General features: G+C 48.6%; 15 protein-coding genes and 3 tRNA genes. 10 read left to right on the top strand and 8 right to left on the bottom strand.

The annotated features are described in order from the left end of the window. Positions 1 to 94 precede the first annotated feature (94 nt). A complete protein-coding gene (locus LG219_RS13065) occupies positions 95 to 358 on the bottom strand; it encodes a response regulator (RefSeq protein WP_226764924.1) in 264 nt (87 codons plus the stop codon). Then, a complete protein-coding gene (locus LG219_RS13060; protein ID WP_226764923.1) occupies positions 346 to 1,806 on the bottom strand; it encodes an ATP-binding response regulator in 1,461 nt (486 codons plus the stop codon). Before LG219_RS13060 ends, LG219_RS13065 begins: the two co-directional genes overlap by 13 nt. A 77-nt stretch (positions 1,807 to 1,883) precedes the next feature. Between LG219_RS13060 and LG219_RS13055 the strand changes: the two genes are divergently transcribed. From LG219_RS13055 to LG219_RS13010, 10 genes are all read left to right on the top strand, one after another. Then, positions 1,884 to 2,597, top strand: coding sequence for a sugar transferase (locus LG219_RS13055; protein ID WP_226764922.1), 714 nt, complete (start codon positions 1,884 to 1,886; stop codon positions 2,595 to 2,597). A 149-nt stretch (positions 2,598 to 2,746) separates the two neighbouring features. After that, positions 2,747 to 5,008 carry a WecB/TagA/CpsF family glycosyltransferase gene (locus tag LG219_RS13050; protein ID WP_226764921.1) on the top strand — a complete coding sequence of 754 codons (2,262 nt, stop codon included), beginning with the start codon at positions 2,747 to 2,749 and terminating at the stop codon, positions 5,006 to 5,008. Positions 5,009 to 5,098: 90 nt separating this feature from the next. Then, positions 5,099 to 6,139 carry a glycosyltransferase family 4 protein gene (locus LG219_RS13045; protein ID WP_226764920.1) on the top strand — a complete coding sequence of 347 codons (1,041 nt, stop codon included), beginning with the start codon at positions 5,099 to 5,101 and terminating at the stop codon, positions 6,137 to 6,139. After that, on the top strand, positions 6,139 to 7,146 hold the full coding sequence (locus LG219_RS13040) for a glycosyltransferase family 2 protein (protein WP_226764919.1): 1,008 nt from the start codon (positions 6,139 to 6,141) through the stop codon (positions 7,144 to 7,146). Before LG219_RS13045 ends, LG219_RS13040 begins: the two co-directional genes overlap by 1 nt. Beyond that, on the top strand, positions 7,146 to 7,733 hold the full coding sequence (locus tag LG219_RS13035; protein ID WP_226764918.1) for an acyltransferase: 588 nt from the start codon (positions 7,146 to 7,148) through the stop codon (positions 7,731 to 7,733). Before LG219_RS13040 ends, LG219_RS13035 begins: the two co-directional genes overlap by 1 nt. Next, positions 7,730 to 9,037, top strand: coding sequence for a glycosyltransferase (locus LG219_RS13030; RefSeq protein ID WP_226764917.1), 1,308 nt, complete (start codon positions 7,730 to 7,732; stop codon positions 9,035 to 9,037). The genes LG219_RS13035 and LG219_RS13030 overlap by 4 nt, the downstream gene beginning before the upstream one ends. A 9-nt stretch (positions 9,038 to 9,046) precedes the next feature. Next, positions 9,047 to 11,176 (top strand): hypothetical protein, encoded by a 2,130-nt coding sequence (locus tag LG219_RS13025; RefSeq protein ID WP_226764916.1) that lies wholly within the window; start codon positions 9,047 to 9,049, stop codon positions 11,174 to 11,176. Between the two features lie 10 nt (positions 11,177 to 11,186). Then, positions 11,187 to 12,560 (top strand): O-antigen ligase family protein, encoded by a 1,374-nt coding sequence (locus LG219_RS13020; protein WP_226764915.1) that lies wholly within the window; start codon positions 11,187 to 11,189, stop codon positions 12,558 to 12,560. A 328-nt stretch (positions 12,561 to 12,888) separates the two neighbouring features. Next, positions 12,889 to 14,613: an LruC domain-containing protein gene (locus LG219_RS13015; RefSeq protein WP_226764914.1), complete on the top strand. Its 1,725-nt coding sequence runs from the start codon at positions 12,889 to 12,891 to the stop codon at positions 14,611 to 14,613. Between the two features lie 12 nt (positions 14,614 to 14,625). Further along, a complete protein-coding gene (locus LG219_RS13010) occupies positions 14,626 to 15,117 on the top strand; it encodes a hypothetical protein (RefSeq protein ID WP_226764913.1) in 492 nt (163 codons plus the stop codon). 555 nt (positions 15,118 to 15,672) lie between these two features. Here the strand turns inward: LG219_RS13010 and LG219_RS13005 are convergent. The 6 genes from LG219_RS13005 to LG219_RS12980 form a co-directional block, all read right to left on the bottom strand. Then, a tRNA-Met gene (locus LG219_RS13005) sits at positions 15,673 to 15,748 on the bottom strand. An 87-nt stretch (positions 15,749 to 15,835) separates the two neighbouring features. Further along, positions 15,836 to 15,911 (bottom strand) — tRNA-Met (locus LG219_RS13000). A gap of 47 nt (positions 15,912 to 15,958) precedes the next feature. Then, positions 15,959 to 16,034 (bottom strand) — tRNA-Met (locus LG219_RS12995). Positions 16,035 to 16,222: 188 nt separating this feature from the next. Further along, positions 16,223 to 17,467 carry an ABC transporter substrate-binding protein gene (locus LG219_RS12990; RefSeq protein ID WP_226764912.1) on the bottom strand — a complete coding sequence of 415 codons (1,245 nt, stop codon included), beginning with the start codon at positions 17,465 to 17,467 and terminating at the stop codon, positions 16,223 to 16,225. A 298-nt stretch (positions 17,468 to 17,765) separates the two neighbouring features. Further along, positions 17,766 to 18,671, bottom strand: coding sequence for a carbohydrate kinase family protein (locus LG219_RS12985; protein ID WP_226764911.1), 906 nt, complete (start codon positions 18,669 to 18,671; stop codon positions 17,766 to 17,768). Between the two features lie 87 nt (positions 18,672 to 18,758). Further along, positions 18,759 to 19,952 (bottom strand): AGE family epimerase/isomerase, encoded by a 1,194-nt coding sequence (locus LG219_RS12980; RefSeq protein WP_226764910.1) that lies wholly within the window; start codon positions 19,950 to 19,952, stop codon positions 18,759 to 18,761. Between the last annotated feature and the right edge of the window lie 50 nt (positions 19,953 to 20,002).

Genomic DNA, 20,002 nt, shown 5'->3' with positions numbered 1-20,002 from the left:
CTCCCCACTTGGCCGAACAGCCGCATCGACGAATTACTACCGCTACGAGCGCTAACAGAAAAATAAGCTTCAAAGTGGTGGAGCGGCTGAGCGCTTACGTTAACATGACAATACACACCTCAGGTCCATGAGGCAGTGCACGCAGCAACGGTATAAATTTAGGCCCGCTTAGCTCTGGCATCATCACATCAAGAACGATCATTTGTGGGAGGGTATTGTTTGCTAGGCATTTAATGGCGGTGCTTGCAAGTGGATACGCAGTGATCGTATAGCCACCTAAAGTGGTTAAGCTCAGTTCTAATAAGCTACGAATATCGGCATCATCTTCAATGATTGCAATTTGATTTAAGGCTTGCATTGCAAGGCTCCTCGCGGGAAGGTCAGCTTAAAGCAGGTGCCAAGTTCACTCGTTCGATAATTAATTTGGCCACTCATTGCTTCAATCAATTGCTTGGTAATTGCTAAGCCTAAACCACTGCCGCCTCGGATGCGGGCATCTCCTGCCTCGGCTTGACTAAATGGGGTAAACAACCGAGGTTGAAAATCAACAGGGATACCGCAGCCTTGATCTTCAACTTCTAAGATAAGTTGAGCGTCATTAATGTAGGCGCGAACCGTGACGCTCGCCGCCTTCGGAGAAAACTTACAGGCATTTGAAATGAGGTTCCCCAGTATTTGCATTAATCGATGATGATCTGTTTGCAGTTGTGCATTGCTAATTTCGGGAGCTAACGCCAGTTCGATGTTGACTTGATGCTGAGCTGCGTAACCCGCATGAGTCAATAGGGCTTCGGCCAATAGTTCACTCAGTAAGTACCACTGCAGATCAAGTTGCAAACTGCCGGAGGCGCTACGGTTGATATCGAGTAATTCATTCACCATTTTGAGTAAGCGTCCGGCATTGCGATCGGCCATCTCGATAAGTTGGGTACTGGTGGCATTAAATTGGGCCGCTTGGGTGCCGTGTAGCATTTTTAGGGCACCAATAATCGACGTCAGTGGCGTGCGCAATTCATGGCTGAGGGTTGCGATGAATTGTTGTTTAAGTTGATCTACTCGTTGACGTTCACTGATGTCGCGCACGGTTGCTAAAAGATAAAGCGCGTTATCTTGATAAAAAAAGGTTACGCCAACTTCAACCGGTAATTCGCTACCATCCAATCCTTGAGTGAGCAGCACTTGGCTGTGTAAGCCCGCTTCTAGCGCGTCATTTAATTGCAGCTTAGGCAGTAGCTCACTCAGCGAACGGCCAATCAGTTGTTCACGTTTTGCATGAAAAAGCTGCTCGCAGCGAAAATTAATCCCTTGCACTCGTTGCTGGGGATCGACCACCAAAATACCATCAAAGTTATTTTCGGTGATTGCACGAGAGCGGGTTAACAGCGCGCTATGCTGTTTTTGCAAGTTTAAAACGCGAGCTAGATTGTTGAGCTTATGCCCTAAAATTTCAGCAGAGATGGGTTTATGTAAAAAGTCATCGGCTTGTGCTTGTAAGGCTTTGAGTAAATGCGCATCCCCTTCTAGACCCGATATCACCACGACGGGAGTCCAACGTTCCCCTTCAATGGATTTGATGGCGCGTGTTACCGCAAAACCATCGATTTCTGGCATTAATAAATCCAGTAGTACGATATCAGGTTGTTCGGCTTTGAATACGCGTAAAGCTTCGGCACCACCGCTTGCTTGTAGTGTTTTAAAGCCTAAGTTTTTTACGGTTTTGCAAATTAGTCGCCTTGTAATCGCGAAGTCATCCACGACCAAAACACAGAGATGGGTATTTAATCCGTTGGGCTGAGTGAGAGGCATATTTTACAAGTTGGTCACAGTTAGCGAAGGAAGGGTTGCTTTAATCAGCATACACAATGGAATTAGGGGAAACCACCATGAATTCGCCTCTTGAGTTATCTGAGCTCAAGCTTTTAGAAAAACGCTACAGTCGGTTGGCGATAAAACGTTGGCGGGTGCGGCTGCTTCGAGCGCGCTTGCGTTTGAGTTTGTATTTGGTGCGTTTTGTGCGCCGGGCTTGGGATACTTCAGCTGTTGTTATGGCGTTGCTTTTTGCGTGGCCGGTATGGTTGTGTATTGCTTGTGCGATCAAGTTAACGGATGGCGGGCCTGTTTTGTACTGGCAACGACGAGTTGGTTATCGGGGCGAGTTGTTTGATTTTCCTAAATTTCGCAGTATGGTCGTCAATGCTGAAAGTTTGCAATCTGCGTTAGCTAGTCAGCATCAGGATAGTTACACCTTTAAATTAGCCCGCGATCCACGAGTAACTTGGATTGGTCGTTTGATTCGGCGATTGAGTCTGGATGAATTTCCACAATTATGGTGTGTACTCAAAGGCGAGATGACTTTAGTCGGGCCACGTCCTCCTCTACCAAAAGAAGTCGCACAGTATGGTTTGTATGCACGACAACGTTTGGAGATTAAGCCCGGTTTGACTTGTATTTGGCAGGTCAGTGGCCGTGCTGAAGTTGCATTTATGGGGCAATTAGAAATGGATTTGGATTACATCCGCCGCCGTAGTTTGGCACTGGATATGCGTATTTTGTTAAAAACGATTCCAGCGGTTGTATTTGGCCGTGGTGCTTATTAATTAATTGGAGATGTGAGATGAATTCATGTTCCAAATTCAGTTATCAAGTTGCCGCTGCCCGATGTGGTCGTGTGATCGCGCTGCTGTGCTGGTGCTGCCTTGCGCCCTTGGGGCTTGTATCAGGGGCATGCCAAATGGGGGCGCAGAATATGAAAAAAGTGATGCGTAAAGCCTTGCATTGGATCGGGCCAGCGCAAGGCGAGTTCGTGGGTTTATGCTCGACCTGGCGTTTGCATGTAAGGATGGCGCTGCCTTTGGGGGATGAGTTGGATTGCGATCGGGCGGACGCAGCACAGCGCGGCTGGCGTTACGATGGGGCTTTGTTACTCCGCTACGGTTTAAGTCTTTTGATCGGTCGAGCTGCACGCCAAGGTGAAGCTCGCTGGCCTTTATTGAACTTATGGCTGGATAATTTGCGTCAAAGCGAAGTGATTGAGCAATTACAGCGATGGCAGGGGGATGGACGATTGCATCGCATCGCATTTGTGAATCCACACTGTGCCAATGTGGCGAGTCAAAATCTACGCTATCGCGGCATGCTCAATGGTGCTGATTTATTATTGCCGGATGGTAGTGGAGTGTTATTGGCCAGTCGCATGTTGGGGACGCCTTTAAAAGAAAATACCAATGGAACTGATCTTTTTCCTGAGTTGTGCCGCTATTGGCAGCAACAAAAGGCGAAGGTGTATTTGTTAGGTGCGCAGCCGGGTGTTGCTGGCCGGATGGCCGAGCAGTTATCTTTCGAATACCCAGGACTGCAAATTGCAGGGAGTCAGCACGGTTTTTTCGCCGAAGAAGAGACGCCATACATTATCCAAAAAATTCGTGATGCGCATGCTGATGTGTTGCTGGTCGCAATGGGCGTGCCAAAGCAAGATATGTGGATTGCAGATTATTTGTCCGAATTACAAACACCTGTGGCGATGGGGGTGGGCGGTTTGTTTGATTTTTACTCTGGCCGAATTTCACGTGCGCCTGTTTGGTTGCGTGAGATGGGTATGGAGTGGACTTGGCGTTTAATTCAAGAGCCTCGCCGGATGTGGCAGCGCTATTTGGTTGGAAATTTTACATTTCTCGCGCGTGTTGTTCGTCAGCGTTGCCAATTTGCGTATGGCGTTCGTCCGCCTTTATCGGCCCCCTCGGTTCACGTCTCTCCCATAGACCAAGTGCACGGTGTCTTGCTGGCAGAAATGAACGTATGGCCGCAGCAGGGTGATATGTCGACTTTGTTATTGCCATTGCTCGGGCAAACTTTGCTGGAGCGTACCGTCATACGGATGGTTGAACAGGGGGTGCAACAATTGCATGTGATGGTTGATCTCGCTCACGGTGGTATTGAGGCTTTACTGGGTCAAGGTCATCGTTGGGGGATTCAAATTCACTATTATCTGTTGGGAGCTAATCAGTGTTTGAATGAACGTTTAAGCCATTTGCCGTTAGCCGGTGAGGTGTGGGTTGTTGCGCCTGGCTGTTTGCCTGATGAGCCATTGGCATCGGATATCAGTGCACAGTGGCAATTTGCCGATGGGACTTGGTCGGGCTGGGCTTTGTGCCTCGCTGAAATTTTACGTAATCCGCAGTCATCGTCCCTGTCTTTGCCCAATAATGCATTGGTGTTTGAAGGTCTTGGTTTGCGTACCCCTGCGGAGTTCCTTGCGGCACAAGCGAAGCTTTTGAAACACGAGCCCAATTATGTGCCTGAATATGTAGAAGAAGGGCGTGATATTTGGCTTGCTCAGAATGTGCTGATTGAGGAGGGGGCCATTTTGCGTGGGCCCGTGTTGATTGGTCCAGACTGCATTATTCGTAAAGGCGTCGAACTGGGGCCAAATTGTGTCTTGGCCAGCGGCTGTGTTTTGGATAAAGAGGTTTACGCAGAAAATGCACTTTTTTTGCCAGATAGTTTTGTTGGGCAAGGTTTGTTGTTAAAAAACTGTATCGTTGGGGATGGACAAGTGTACTGGGTTGAATCCAATTTCAATTTGCAATTGGCTGCTGATGATTGCTTAGTGCAATCTTTAGCAAAGCCTGTCGTTAAGGCCGACTTGATCGAACGACTACAGGCTGCGCTGCTATGGTTGTGGCTAGGATTGCAACGTCGTCATCTCGATGCAACGCGTCAGCATATTTTGTCGCAACGCTTGAAAGAGGTCTGCTTAGGATCTCGACATCTGATTGGCTTGCCCGAGTTCGATCAACATACCAGCCATTCTTGGCAGGGGTCTGTGCAAACTTTGCGTTTAGGTGCCTTGCGTTTATCTGAGCTACAAGTGCCGTTGTTTCCATCACCACAAGTCAGTCGCGATGAGCAGGAAAAGTTGCTGGATTTGTATGGCGCCGCGGTGCCGCAACGTTTTCATTGGTCGCAGTTGTCACATTTACGCATGAGTTTGGTGCGGACACCGTCGTGATATTCCAATGATTTGAATTTGCAATGTGGCCATCATTGAGCAGATTGCACTGCTGATAATAGAGTTTATTCTTCTTGCCGGACTCTGATTATGCGCCACTTACTCTACATTCTGCATAGCGGCCAACTCTACGGCACAGAACGTATGGCCATGGCGACATTGAAACAGTTGGCTAAGAGCGGTATACCTGTCTTATTTGCTCCTGATGGGCCGGTTCATGAAGAGGCAAAACGGCAGGGGATACAAAGCCATCCTTTTCACTCCATGTGGTCATTGATGCGGGTGTTATGGCCTTATCTTAGCGAGAAAGGCAATGTACTGTTTACGACGGCTGTTGCTCAGTCAATCCTTGCCTTGCTACTGAGTAAGTTGCGCGGTGTTGAATTACCTCAATTACATATTGTTCATGGCGGTACTGATGAACGACTCAGTTATGGCCGCAAGCATTGGCTACAACACCTCGGTTTGCCTTTGGTCGCGGTCTCTGAATTTGTTCGAGAAAGATTGCTAGCCCACCATTGTTCGGCACAAGGGGTGAAAGTAATCGAAAATTTTTTAATCGGCAACCTACCACAGCGTCCGATTTTTCAGCAGATGGGGATTCGCGATGTGGTGTTGGTGAGCAGGATTGATCCTATCAAAGAGGTCGGGGTCGCGATTGATGCTTGGCGATTGCCTAGTAGTTTGGGGATGCCACGCTTATTGGTGATGGGTACAGGATGGCAGAGCCAAGAACTCATTGAAATTAGCGCATCAAATGAACGTGTTCACTGGTTTGGTTTTGTTAAGTATCCCGCTGAGATCATGGTTGAGTGCGATCTATATATACATACCTGTCCTTGTGAACCGTTTGGACTTGCTATTTTAGAAGCCATGGCCATCGGTCTACCGGTCTTGGTGCCCGATCAGGGGGGGGCTGCATCTTTGGTCGAAGACGGCGTGACTGGATTTCATTTTCGCGCTAGTGATCCCGATGATTTACAAAGACAAGTACTTAGAATTAACGCATTACCTCCCGCTACGCTGAATGCGATCGTCGCGGCGGCACGGCAACAATTAGCCGAACGCTTCTCTGCTGAGGCGCGGATTGGTGATTATGCCCGCTTGCTGAATTTATCGGAGTCGGTTTGATGTCTCGTCTATCTATGCCCGCGTCGAGTTTAATTTCGGTAGTCGTGATTGGCCGCAATGAAGGCGCCCGTCTTGTTCGTTGTTTTGAATCTATTACAGCGTGTTCATGGCCAAATTTAGAGTTGATTTATGTTGACTCGGGATCAACAGACCAAAGCATTGCTGCGGCACAGGCCGCCGGTGCTACGGTGTTGCAATCTTTTGAGCGCGGCGCTGCCGCAGCCAGAAATGTAGGTTGGCAAGCGAGTCGTGCTGACTGGGTGTTATTTTTAGACGGCGATACCGTGTTAGAGCCTGATTTTTTATGTAAAGCGTATGAGGCGATGCAAGCCGAAGAAGATGTGGTTTGCGTCTGGGGGCATCGTCGAGAGTTAAATCCACAGCAATCCATTTATGTTCGCGTATTGGATTTGGATTGGTGCTATCGACCGGGACGGACGTTGTTTTGCGGCGGCGATGCGTTATTTTATCGCCCTGCATTAGTCACGGTGGGTGGTTTTGACGCGGGAATGCTTGCCGGAGAGGAGCCAGAGCTTTGCCATCGTTTACGTAAAGTCGGTGGGGCAATTTTGCACCTTGATCAAGCGATGACGCAGCATGATTTAGCGATCACGCATTTTGCGCAATATTGGCAGCGTGCCGTGCGTGCTGGTTATGCTTACTTCGCAGTGAGTCAGCAAAGTCAATCCTTTTGGCAAGCGGAAGTTCGGCATAACTTGAGACAAACTTTGATTGTTTTATCGCTGTTGAGCTTGAGTTTGCTGTTGGTTTTGGAACAAACCCCTTTGTTTTTTTTACCCCTGTTGTTTTTGTTATGTTTAATGATGCGCAGCGCATGGCGTGCCCGCTGGCGCACTCGCCATGTTTTCACATTATTGCTTTATGGCGTACACAGTTGGTTTGAGCAATTGCCCGTGAGTTGGGGGATTTGGCGCTGTTGGTGTGATCTACAGCAAAAGAAAGTCGCACCTTTGATTGAGTATAAAGACCGCAAAGGAGGCACCTAATGAAACAGGTGTTGCTTGATTGCTGCCGCCCATGGCTGGGTGCTCTATTGCAAAGCTTACAACATCTCTATCAAGGCTGGTGCTGGTTGAGTTTAGCGGTGCGGGTTCCTTTGCCGACAAATTGTATTGTCTTAGGGCCGGTCGAGTTACATGGAACACAGCAGATTCAAATCGGTGAACGTGGGTTTTTTTATTCAGGACTGTATTTAGAAACACAAAATGATGCGCAAATCATTATTGGTGATTCGGTGGTGATCTCTCGTGGCGTGCATATCGTTGCACATAGTGCGGTACGAATTGGAGCTGGCAGCATGATTGGTGAGTATTCTAGTGTGCGAGATGCCAACCATCGTCGAGCTCTTGGCAAATCGATTCGTGAATCTGGGTTTAGCGCGGCACCAATTGAGATTGGGCGTGAGGTGTGGATTGGTCGTGGCGCAGTGATTTTGGCTGGGGTCCACATCGGCGATGGTGCAACCGTAGCGGCCAATGCCGTCGTGACTCAAGATGTTGCGGCAGGTGCGATTGTTGGCGGCGTACCTGCTAGGCCATTGATATCGCACCGAAAACAGGAGGTGGGTTCATGAATCGTCAATTATTGATGGTGGCTTATCAATGTGGTCCTGATATGGGGTCGGTATCACAAATCGGCTGGGAGTGGTATCAAGGTATGGCGCAGCGTCGCCCGGTGACTTTGATTACGCACGCGCGTAATCAATCCGCTTTAGCGGCAATGGGCGTGTCAACTGAAAATGTTCATTTTATCGATACGGAATGGTTGGCCGGTCCTTTGTATCGGTTTGCGTGTCGATTATTTCCTGGGCGTGAGCATGCGATTTTCTTATTGAGTTCGCTCGATTATTTTTTATTTGACCGTTTGGCATTACGTTTAGCTCGGCGGCTACGAGACCAAGGGCAAGATTGGGGTGCGGTTCATGTTCCCACTCCTGTGAGTTCTGCTGCGGGGACTTGTTTGGATCAACTGGCTTTGCCATTATTACGTGGCCCGTTAAATTGTGGCCTAGGGAATCCACACGGTTTTGAAAGTATCTTACAACAAGAATCGCAATGGCTAAATCACGGTCGTCGCCTCGGGCAGTGGTGGTCTGCTTGGCTAGAGCGGCATAGTCCACTTCGAATCACGTTGACGGCAACTCAAGCGACGCGCAAAGCGTTGCCTTTTGCACAGCAAATACAAAGTCGAATGTTGCTTGAAAATGGAATTGATCCCCGACGATTTGTGGCAACGCCTTATCCATTACTAGCAACTGCAAATAATCCATTAAAAATCCTGTTTGTTGGCCGCATGTTAGCAGTGAAGGGCGTCGAGTTTTTATTACAAGCAGTGGCAAAACTGGTTCAGCATGATGGCGTGCCTGTTGAATTAACTTTGGCCGGTGACGGCAGTAAGCTGGCCGATTACAGGTCACAGGCCACAGCCTTGCAGATCGAGGCGAATTGTCAGTTTCTGGGGAATGTTCCTTTGGCGCAAGTGCCAGCGTTGATGCAAGCATGTCATGTTTTTTGCTTGCCTTCCGTTCGTGAGTCTGGTGGTGCGGTTTTACTAGAAGCGATGGCTTCAGCACGGCCGGTGATCGCTTTTAATTTTGGCGGGCCCGCTGAATTAGTCACTCCAGATGTTGGTACTTTACTCGATGCAGATTCGCCAAATTCCTTGATTGAGCAACTCCACATCGCACTGCTCGATTGCTATCGTTCGCCCCGTCGCTGGCTAGAAATGGGGCTGCGCGGTGCTGAGCGTTTACATCAGCCTCACTCTTTGGGTTTTACATGGCCTGATAAATTAGATGCTGCAGAGCAAATGTATGCGGAGTTGTCTGAGCAACTGCAACCGGCACTAGAATTAAACCCACTTGCTCGTAACGCTTAGGCTCATATCATGCGGCGCTTTCTTTTTGGTCTGATGTTGATCGCAAATTTGAGCGTTGCTGCCACTTTGAGCTTAAAGCCACATCAGCCCTTGTCGACCGAAACAGTGCCTCGTTTTGGTTTAAATTTAGGTGGCCCATCGTATTGGGGGGCCGAGCAATTGCGCGCCAATATTGTGAGAAACCCAGGTTTTGAGCCCTTGTTAGATCGGTCCTTAGTGATTGTAGATCGTTTGGATGGACGTCAAATTACCGATCGAGATGCTTGGGTCGCACGGCCAGATGGATTTTGGATTGGTGGACAATTTCAGGTTTTAACGGGGGCTCAGTCTGGCAAGTCAGGTCGTATACGTGATTATCGCCGTAGTGCGGCGGGCCCCGGCTTATTTTGGCTGGATGACAATTTAAGTGCTTTGCAAATTGGGGATGTGATTAGTGTTGAGAAAACCGCTCGATTGACTGGTGTTCCTCAGTGGTGGCCAGAAGGTCGGGCGAGTTTAATCGCTGAGTCATCGTCATCGGGAGGGCAATATGTTTTGCGCTTGCAGTCGAGCAGTGCGCAAACGGCTCGGGTATCCAGTTATTTTGATACGTTGGGCGGCTCAGCTGGGCGATTATTGCCGGTAACTGGGGAGTGGCAATTGAGCTTTCGCGTCAAAATGCCCCGCCCCGGCGCAAAATTAGTTGTTCGTTTTGCACGAGATGGCGCAGAACCATTTGTGTCGAAGTCATTTACGCCGTCATCCAGCTGGGAAACCATTCATTTAACTTGGCAAGGCAGTGAGGCACTGCTTGCTAAAGCGGCACCATTGTCATTGGTGCTAAGCAGCGAGGGCGATGGTGAAATTTGGCTTGATGATGTTTATCTGGGTGAAGTGCCTACGCAAGTCGGTGGATTTCGCCGTGCCGTCGTTGATAACTTAAAAGCACTTAAGCCTGGTTATCTACGTGACTGGCAAGGTCAACTTGGTGAGCGGGTGCAAAATCGCTTTGCCGGTGAATTTGCGCGCCAGCCAATTCGTTATCGAGCTGGTGATAGTGAGAGTTTTTTTGCGTACAGTGTGCCTGAATTGTTTGCTTTGTGTGCTCAAGTGCAAGCTTCGCCTTGGGTGATTGGTTCACCCACTTGGTCGGCTGTTGAGTGGCAGGAATTTGGCCGTTTATTGAGAGTTGCAGCAGATCAACAGCAGTTGGCAGAAGTAGTGTTGGAGTTTGGTAACGAAAATTGGAATGCTTTGTTTCGACCTGCAGGCTTAAGTAATGTGAATCAACACCGTGAAGTGGCTGATCGAGCACTTGCCGCGGCTAAACGTGGGTTTGGCACTGGACGACGCTTGATTACCGTTGTGAATGCCCCCTTTTTATGGCCCGATAGTCCTGGAGCCATCCTCAATGCGACACAAGCGGATCGAGTCGCTGTCGCACCTTATTTCTTTTACGAGGTACAAGCGCAGGACTCCCTGCAAGTCAATCGTCGCAAAGCATTACAAAGCCAAAGAGATGCCTTACAAAAGCAGCAGAGCAGTGCATTAGCATCAGGCAAGAAATTGGCAATTTATGAGGTTAATTTTCATTCAACGATGGGCAATGCCCCAGCAAAAGAGCGCAACCAGGTGCTGGCTACATCAATTTCAGGCGTAGCCTTGGCCAGACATTTACTAGACGCGACATTGGTCGGGGTAAGAGAACAGGCGGTATACAGTTTGGCGGGGTTCAGCTTTAAATTAAATGATGGGTTGGGCGATATTGCTTTATTTGGAATCAGCCGAGATTTATCGGTAGCGCAACGCTTTCGTCCTACCGGTTTAGCGCTTGCGATGCTCAATGATATAGCCGGAGGTACACCTTGGCGATATCAATGTCAGGGCGATGCAGAGGCTTGCAATAATCTGGTGGTGTTGGGTTTTTCTGATGATAAACAAGCACCTCTGCGCGCTGCTGTCGTTAATTTGACATCACAATCACACTCGATACAGATTCCTTGTCGCGGCGTAATTCGATGGCGTTTGCTAGATGGGCGTCAGCAAGGAGATAACGAAGGTGAGCAAGCCAAAGTCAGTGTGTCGAATGGACAAAGTATTTGTCAGCAAGGGAGCGCCATCGTTAAGCTGCCAGCAGAAAGTCTATTGGTCGCCAAATAGGAAGGCTTAGATGCAATATGTGGTTTATATCGCCTTACTCGTGACCGCAATTTCAGTGTGGCAACACAGTGCTAAGTACGCACTGATTCGTGCCTATTTGCCGATCTTGTTGCTGTTACCGGATTGTTATCGAGCGATGACTCCCGGCTTGCCCGATCCTAGCTTTAATCAAGCTGCTATCTTGCCGATTTTTGTGGCTGTCATTGTGTCGCAATATAAATACTGGCGTCCATCAATCACTGATGGTTTGGTTTTTGGGTTTGCTTTTTTTGTGGCCTATTCAGAATACAGTAACGCTGGCTACGCCGAGGCGCAAAATTTAATGTTTGCCATGCTCACTTCGGTATTGGCTCCCTATTTTGCTGCTCGTATGTGCTTGGAAAATCAAGATGATGACATTGCGACTGCACGAGTTTTTGTGATTAGTTGCGTCATTGTTTCTGCTGTGAGTATCTACCAATTTCGTTTTGGTTTAAATCCATGGAGTCTATTGTTTGGTCCTTTTTTTCCAGGGCAAGGCACGGGTTGGGTGACGACATTTCGCTATGGCGTTGCTCGGATTGCTGGCCCATATTCTCACGCCATTTTGGCGGGCATTATGCTGGCGATGGCATGGCGGTTGGCGCGCTGGCTGGAGTGGGGAAAGTTCTGGGAGGCGCAAATGCGGCATATACGCCTACCTGGGAAGAAATCGAACTGGGTTAATGGCTTGCTGTTACTCGGCATCGTTATGACTATTGCTCGTGGGCCTTGGCTTGGTGGCGCGGCAGGTGGAATCTTGATGTGGGTATCGCGCGGGAAAGAGCGTGGTAAACGCCTTAAGCTTGTGCTATGCGTCTTTGTCGTGGGGGGGCTGATTGGGCAGGCAGTTTTAGATTCTTATCTTGATATCAAGCCCGGTACCGTGATGACTATGTCACAAGAATCGGCGATGTACCGAAAAGAGTTGATGGAGAAATATGAAGCCATCGCTTTAGACCACGCTGCGATTGGCTGGGGGCGAAATACTTGGCCCAAAGTGGGGGGGATGGAATCAATCGATAACTATTATTTACTCCTCGCTTTAATGCACGGCATCATTGCTTTGATTTTTTTAATCTTGTTGATGGTTTGGATGGTGGTGAGATTAGTGATTAGAGGTCTACATGATCCCGCGGCTCCCAACTCCCTACCGTTTACTTTTGCTGGCATCATTGTGATGGTGTTTATTTCACTGGGCACGGTATATTTAGGAGAGCAGCCTATGCCAGCTCTATTTTTCATTATCGGATGGGCTGAGGCCTTGTTGAAACGAAATGCCGTCAGATCGCCCACCTTATCCATCGAAATAGCTAATCGCACTACATTGGGTTTAAACCGTGGTTTTAGACATGTTATGCGTTGAGTTGTGCGCAGATTGCTACTAAAAACGGACTTCAAAGCTCAGGATGGCTAGTCCGTTCTGGTGATAGTCGGTGCGATTTTATTTCATACGCATCCGCAGTTTTGTTGACGCTTTTGGCAAACTTAGCCTGCGCTAATTGCCAGAGCGAGCATATCGCTGTTGATGGATACAAAATATTCCTATGTAGTCGCGGCCCAATTTCTTCGCTAATCATGCTCAAAAAAAACCGGTGAAGTCTCATTAGTCATGGTTTTACAGTTGCGTCACAATTGCCGCCTCCTCTCTCGCAATAATCAATCATGATTTCAACGCGCTGAGGAGGTGCATCATGACTCGAACTCGAAAGCTCATCATATTGATGGGAACTCAATTATTAGCGGGGTATACGATTGTAAGTAATGTCATACCTTGGGTTTATCATGGTACCCCCATATCTGGCCAATATTTTAATAGTAGTGGCAAGCCAACGATTTCTGAATTTACTACCGCTATTCCGACGGCATTACCAAGCTTACCTAGCGATTTAGTGAGCAAGGTCAATTTCACCTTGCCAGAGGGCAAAGACATTCGTCTTAATCCGCAAGGCTTGATGCCCGATTCGGACGACAAAACCAATATCCACTTCAGCCAAACGGCAGAAGTCTGGGTTACTTTCCTCTCGGAAGGGGCCGGTTATTTGAATTCGGTGGGTTATTTTAGTTATGACACCAACAATCCACCGAGAACACGTGCCGAAGTTCTAGAAAGAATGATCTTGCCTAATGCCTCTATGCCATCGCCTTTAACTGCGGCAACCAGTACCGGCAATACCGTTTATTTAGGCACATTCCAAGCAGGTCAATCCTTGGGGTTTATGATCGTTGCCAACGGCTGGTCCAGCACAGGGCGCAATGTAAATGGCGTTCGTGTGCCTGGGGTTAAAGATTATGCCGACCCGAAGGCTATTTTTTATACATTACGCCAGCTTAACCCCGAAGCCGCTGATGCGCGCAATCTAAATACCCACACCTTGATGCTTAAAGACCTGAACAATAGTGGCCCTAGTTATCAACGACTGGTGATCGGTTTTGAAGACATTAATCGTGAGGTCGGCGGTGACAATGACTTTAATGATGTGCTATTGGCCATTCATGTCACACCCAAAGTTGCGATTTCCAATCTTGATACGATCAGTACGTTGGTCTCCAACACCGACCCCGACACCGATGGCGACGGCGTCAAAGACTCGCTCGATGAATTTCCCAGCGACGCCAGTAAAGCCTTTAGCCACTGGTATCCAAGTCAAAATGGCTGGGGCACATTGGCCTATGAAGACAGCTGGCCACAAAAAGGCGATTTTGATCTCAATGATTTAGTGATGCGCTACCGCACCCGAGAAATCATGAATGCGTCGCGTCAAGTCGTTGGGCTCGAGATGGAATACCGACTCGATGCCAACGGCGGCATTTTATCCACTGGTTTCGGTATACACCTACCTGGTATCGCAGCCAATAAAGTGAGTACGGCCAGCTTGCAAATCAACCAAGCCGCACCACAAGCCATCACCCCCGAGGGTGGGCAAACCGAAGCAGTCATGCTGCTTTACAATGATATTCGGCCTTATGCCATACAAACACGGTCCGGTTGTAGCTTCTTTAACACCGAAAATGAATGTCCGCGCCTGAATGGGACGACGTTCCAAATGAAAGTGGATTTTAGTTCCCCGTTGGCGGGTAGCTTGTTTACCTCACCGTATAACCCCTTTATTTTCCGTACCGACAATCGCGGACAGGAAACCCATTTGCCGGGCAAGGCACCCACAGCAAAAGCAAATACATCGCTATTTGGCACTCAAAATGACCGCTCGGTCCTTGGTAGCACTAACACGTATATCGATGCCAATCGACTGCCATGGGTACTAGATATTCCAAACGAGTGGGAATATCCAAAAGAAAGAACCGACATTGTACTTAGTCACCCCAAAATCAGCGCTTGGGCTAGCTCCGGTGGCAGCACCAATACGGATTGGTACTTTAATAATTTGGTTAGCAGCCAGCTGTATCGCGGCCAGTAAGAGGAGAAGATCATGACTAAATTATCGTATGCATATGCCAGTGCGCTACTTCTACTCACCGCCTGCGGTGGCGGCGGGGGCGGCGGCAGTACAACGCCAGTAGTCACACCAACGCCGACTGCAACTTACCAATCTTTTGCAGAAATCAAGGCCCCAGCAGGAATGAATTGGCAATTAAGTGCCGCCAAAAGCGTCCCATTTGTCGTCAAGTACACCAATAACAGTGCAGCAGCAGGCGTGGCCATTAAGTTATTTACCTACAGCACTAGCGATCCTCATGCAAGCAAAGCGCCGGTCGATGTACCGTCCTCCACGACAGACCCAGTGGCCATGTCTTTGATTGATACGTTGGTCACCGATCAGAATGGGCAAGTGAATTGGAATATTAACCTACCTGTGCAATTGAGCAGCGTGTTGGCCGTTATCAGCGATGGCACCAATACCAGCTCACAGATTATTCAATTGAACCAAACAGGGCCAGTGACGCTCAATCTCGCGAATTGAAATTCACTTGCATTCACGCCAAGGCGACCCAATTGGGTCGTCTTTTTTATTTCCCCAGACTAAGGAGCAGAGTAGCCCCAGCAAATAAAAGCTAGCATCTAAGCCGCTTGCAGCGTTATTTTCTGTGACATCCATCACTGTCACAGGCAGTGCATCGATAAACGTGAAATCCGCGATAGAAAACCTGCATTTTGATGGGTGGATTGAGTCTTTTTTCATTAAAATTGAAACTGGCTAGAAGTAGAGTTGTGATCAGATATGAAACAAGGTCATTCAACGTCTAAATAAGTATTTTTTCTGTGCCCATTCTGTGCCCAAAAAATGCCACTTGGGCACAGGATTTTTCAAAAAGCGAAGGTCAAAATTCTAGGTAGTGATTTTTGGGCACACAGCCTGAAGGTCATTGTCCGGAATTCTAGTAAAAACCCCGAAGGTCAAAATCGTTGACTTTAGAAAAGCGTTTGGGCACAGAAATGGGCACAGATGTATTTTGTGCCCAAAATGAGGAGCTAGAACGCAAAAAAACCTAGGCTTGAGACCTAGGTTTTTTGGTATTGGTTGCGGGAGTAGGACTCGAACCTACGACCTTTGGGTTATGAGCCCAACGAGCTGCCAACTGCTCCATCCCGCGTCTGTACTGGGTTTCTGCTGCAAAATACGACTAGCAGAAACTAAAAAACCACCAACCCATTAAGCATGAATCAGTGGCTTAGATATTTGGTTGCGGGAGTAGGACTCGAACCTACGACCTTCGGGTTATGAGCCCGACGAGCTGCCAACTGCTCCATCCCGCGACTGTTTTGTTGCGCTACAAACTTCGACTTGGCTTGCGAAGTTCGTCTGGTTGCGGGAGTAGGACTCGAACCTACGACCTTCGGGTTATGAGCCCGACGAGCTGCCAACTGCTCCATCCCGCGACAGAGGCCGAACTATATATTGGATATATCGTTGCGTCAATGCTTTTTTATCGAGCAGGGCGATTAACGTTAGAAAAATAGATTAAATCACAATGACTTAGACGCGAGCTGGCGGTGCGATGAACAAAAGTCGCTTCGCGAGCTTAGGCCCATTTTGCAGCGCAAGCTCGCAGCTATTGGCGTGATATTTATTTTTTGGCTAAACGTTTATTCCAATCGGCGACGGCTTCATCGAGGGCTTTTTGCACTGGAATTCGGCCTTGAATCGCGGCGTCGATTTTATCGTTCATCAATTTATGCATAATGGCTTCATCGGGCACATCACGAAGCATAAAATGCCGTGACTTATCGATCACTTGCGTTCCCATTTTAAATGCCACTTTACCGAGGTCTTTTGGATCATTCATCGATGGGTCGTTGGCGAGTTGGGCATTGGCTTTTTTGGTTGAGGCAAAGGTGTTGGATGATTTTGCAAACGCCATTTGCACGGCATCGCTCGTCAGGTATTGCGCCGCTTTGGCGACGGCAGCCATATTTTTTTGCCCTTTGGGAACCACATACATCGTGCTCCAGCCGCCAAACGCAGCGGTTTTTGCGTCGTTTAATGGAAAGCTAGTCACGCCCGCAGCGGCGTAAGCGCGTGGATTGGCTTCGTTAATTTTTTTAACGGCATGACCACCTTCGGCAAACATGCCAATGCTATTGTTGGCAAATGCGGCGATTTGTTTATCAAAAGTGAGATCAACGTCTTTGACGATAATGCCGGCTTTATACGCATCGGCAAATTTTTGTACTAATGCGGCGTGTGCTGGGCTATTAAATACGGCTTTATTGTCTTTAACTAAAGGCAGCCCTTGAAATAAAAACCAAGTTTGAAAACCATCTTGTAATTTAGGAGCCCAACCGGGTTTGCCGGTGTGGTCTTTAATTTTTTTGGCGGCAGCAAATACATCATCCATGGTATTAAATACCGGGTTTACGCCGGATTTGGCCAACATATCTTTGTTGTAAACCATAACCGCAGTCACTTGATACGATGGGAATCCATAAATCTGACCATGGGCGGTGGCATTTTGTAATGCGGCATCGGTGTATTGCGATTTAAATGGCGCAATTTCTTTCGTTACCGGCATTAATAATTTAGATGACATTTCATTCATCCATTCGGTTGGCACCATCGCTAGACCAGGGACTTTGCCTTCGGCGACTGAAGCGACAATTGCGGGTTTCATGCCGCCCCAGTTCATATCTTTATGAACCAAGATAATTTCTTTTTGTGATTGATTAAATTGATCAACAATTTGTTTATGATACGCATCATACGTTCCGCCTAATGCATGTGACCAAAATTCAACGGTAACGCTGGCATTGGCGCTCAATGCGGTAGATAGAAATACACTGGCGCATAATAGGGTACTGGTTTTTATTTTCATGATATCGACATCCTGAATAAATTAATAAATGATATTTTTATTGTTGTAAAATAATGCGCTAATTATTTTTATTTGTTAAGTTGAATTGCTGTGTAATTTTCACACTTTGGTTTTGCTATTTTTGGCGCAGCGAATACCGTTGCGATTAATTTAAAAATTCGCATTTATTGTTGGTTTGCTTGATTTGTGTTGACTTTTTAGTATTGTTTTTATTTAAAAAAACAATACGGCATAATAATTTAATTAATTGATATTTATAATATCGTGCACGATCAGACTTTGCCCACGGCGTTGTTTTTTAAATCTGTTGCGCTAATTGCATTAAAGCGCTGGCCTCGGGTGGATTGGCCCCGGCTTGGGTGCATGCCAAACTGCCTGCGGCGACGGCGTGGCGCAAATGCGTGTTGCCACTGGCTGTGGGATATTGCAATAAGCTCCAAATTAATCCACCCATACTGGCGTCGCCCGCGCCGACGGTATCGACGATTTGCAGTTGCGGTGGGGTTTGTTGCCAATGGGCGTCTTGGTGATACAGGCTAGCGCCTGCTGCGCCTCGGGTGTAGAGCACCATTGCTTCGGGCTGCCAGCGGCGCAAAGTGGCCAGCGCACTGGCCTCGTCATCGGTACGAAACAGGCCGCGTAAATCTTCGTCAGAGACTTTAATTACGTCGGCCAATTGTGCCATGGTTCGCAAAGTGGGGTCATACGCCGCATCCATTAGCACTCTAAAGTTGGGATCAAAGCTGATTTTGGCGCCCGCTTGCTTGGCCGCCCGCGCGATTTCTAATAGCTTTTTGGCTAGCTGCGGGCGAGCCAGACTAATGCCGCCAAAATGCAGCCACACTGTATCGCTCAGCCAACCGTCGGGTAAGCGTGCTGGGTCAAAATGCAGATCGGCGCTATTGTCGCCAACAAAAAAATACGCCGGTGGCGTGGTTTGATGCACGATGGCCAAGAGTGGCGAAAACGGCAGTTGCTGCATAAAGCGCAGATCTAAATCGGCACTTCGACTGGCGGCAATTAAAGCGTCGCCAAAGCAATCTTGACTGACCGCACCCGCAAAGGCGCTACGGATGCCAAGCTTGCTCATCACGCGCGCGACATTCCACGTTGCGCCGCCGACCTTTTCTTGCCAGAGTCCATCACTGCTGCGAATCATGTCGGTGAGTGCTTCACCGGCGGAAATAAATTGCGGAAAAGTCATGCTGTTACCCCTAGGGTCTGGTGACGTTTGGTTTTCCGCCGCGCTGGAACGCTTTTCGCGGCGAAGCAATGCGCGTTGCGAGCCCCACTATGGCGCTAATACATTGAGCACTTCATAACACGCACCCATGGTGTGGTAGTCGACTTTGCCGGCGGGGCTTTTTTCATTGCTGTATTTTTGATTATCCGCCCGCAAAATTCGCCACCAGCCGCCGTATTGATGATCGACAAAATACTGCCATGCATAAGCCCATAAGCGTTGGTAGTCATCCCAATAACGAGGATTGCCAGTGCGCGTCGCCAAGAGTGCGGCGGTGGCGATGCTTTCGGCTTGTACCCAAAAATATTTATCGCTATCGCAAATTTCGTTTTCTGGCCCAAAGCCATAATAAAGGCCGCCATATTCTTGATCCCAAGCGCGTTCCATCGCGGTATTAAATAGCTGCTCGGCGCGCGGTTTGAGCCACGGGGCAGGGCGGTGGCGTTCCAAAATCAGCAGCAATTTGGCCCATTCGGTGAGATGACCGGGTTGAAAGCCCCATGGGCGGAAAATATTACTTTTGTCATCGCGGTTGTAATCCCAATCAATAGTCCAATCCGCGTGGTAATGCTCCCAGATCAGGCCATCGGCCAGCGCCGCTTGTCTTTGCGTGATCTGGCGGGCCAGCAGTTCGGCGCGATCCAGATATTTGCTGTCCTCCGTGGCTTCAAACGCCGCCAGCAGCGCTTCGCAAGCGTGCATATTGGCGTTTTGGCCGCGGTATGGTTTTAGCTCCCAATCCGCGCTGGCTTCGTCAGCATACAGGCCATATTCGCTATCCCAGAAACGCAGTTCCATCAGTTGCCACGTTTCTTCTAGCCAGTCGCGTGCTTCTTCAATCCCCGCCATGACACCGTGCGCGTAAGCGAGCAGAACAAAAGCCAAGCCGTAGCAATGGTTGCTGTCGTCGTCCAGCGTTTTTTGGCCATGTTGCCATTGCAATTGCCAGGCATAGCCGCCGCTGATGGGGTCGCGATGCACGTCGCGCAAAAAGGCTAAGCCATGCCGCGCGGCGCTGAGGTATTCGGCGTTGCCAAATTGCCGATAGGCCATGGCATAGTTGAAAACCATGCGCGTGCTGCTGACCAAATGCCGCGTCTGCGCGTCGTAAATCGTGCCGTCATCGAGGAAAAAATGATAAAAACCACCGCTGGCATCGATGGCGCGTGGGTGATAAAAACCCATCGTTTGGGCAATATGCGCCAGTAAAGTGTCGCGGTGTTGAAAGTTCGGCAATTTCATTGGCTGACTCCTGTTGAAGTAACAAGGCCCAAGTGCTTCGGCATTGTGGT

It is taken from the genome of Deefgea salmonis (genome assembly GCF_020531905.1).
Lineage (GTDB): Bacteria > Pseudomonadota > Gammaproteobacteria > Burkholderiales > Chitinibacteraceae > Deefgea > Deefgea salmonis.
Note: the sequence above shows the minus strand (reverse complement) of the source record. Positions and strands in the feature narration are given on the sequence as shown.

Excerpts from the sequence above, each read along its gene's own strand:
- LG219_RS13020 (WP_226764915.1), top strand. The coding sequence starts at position 11,187 with ATGCAATATGTGGTTTATATCGCCTTACTCGTGACCGCAATTTCAGTG.
- LG219_RS12985 (WP_226764911.1), bottom strand. The coding sequence starts at position 18,671 with ATGACTTTTCCGCAATTTATTTCCGCCGGTGAAGCACTCACCGACATG.
- LG219_RS13040 (WP_226764919.1), top strand. The coding sequence starts at position 6,139 with ATGTCTCGTCTATCTATGCCCGCGTCGAGTTTAATTTCGGTAGTCGTG.
- LG219_RS13060 (WP_226764923.1), bottom strand. The coding sequence starts at position 1,806 with ATGCCTCTCACTCAGCCCAACGGATTAAATACCCATCTCTGTGTTTTG.
- LG219_RS13065 (WP_226764924.1), bottom strand. The coding sequence starts at position 358 with ATGCAAGCCTTAAATCAAATTGCAATCATTGAAGATGATGCCGATATT.
- LG219_RS13030 (WP_226764917.1), top strand. The coding sequence starts at position 7,730 with ATGAATCGTCAATTATTGATGGTGGCTTATCAATGTGGTCCTGATATG.
- LG219_RS13045 (WP_226764920.1), top strand. The coding sequence starts at position 5,099 with ATGCGCCACTTACTCTACATTCTGCATAGCGGCCAACTCTACGGCACA.
- LG219_RS13055 (WP_226764922.1), top strand. The coding sequence starts at position 1,884 with ATGAATTCGCCTCTTGAGTTATCTGAGCTCAAGCTTTTAGAAAAACGC.
- LG219_RS13035 (WP_226764918.1), top strand. The coding sequence starts at position 7,146 with ATGAAACAGGTGTTGCTTGATTGCTGCCGCCCATGGCTGGGTGCTCTA.
- LG219_RS13050 (WP_226764921.1), top strand. The coding sequence starts at position 2,747 with ATGAAAAAAGTGATGCGTAAAGCCTTGCATTGGATCGGGCCAGCGCAA.
- LG219_RS13015 (WP_226764914.1), top strand. The coding sequence starts at position 12,889 with ATGACTCGAACTCGAAAGCTCATCATATTGATGGGAACTCAATTATTA.
- LG219_RS12990 (WP_226764912.1), bottom strand. The coding sequence starts at position 17,467 with ATGAAAATAAAAACCAGTACCCTATTATGCGCCAGTGTATTTCTATCT.
- LG219_RS13010 (WP_226764913.1), top strand. The coding sequence starts at position 14,626 with ATGACTAAATTATCGTATGCATATGCCAGTGCGCTACTTCTACTCACC.
- LG219_RS13025 (WP_226764916.1), top strand. The coding sequence starts at position 9,047 with ATGCGGCGCTTTCTTTTTGGTCTGATGTTGATCGCAAATTTGAGCGTT.
- LG219_RS12980 (WP_226764910.1), bottom strand. The coding sequence starts at position 19,952 with ATGAAATTGCCGAACTTTCAACACCGCGACACTTTACTGGCGCATATT.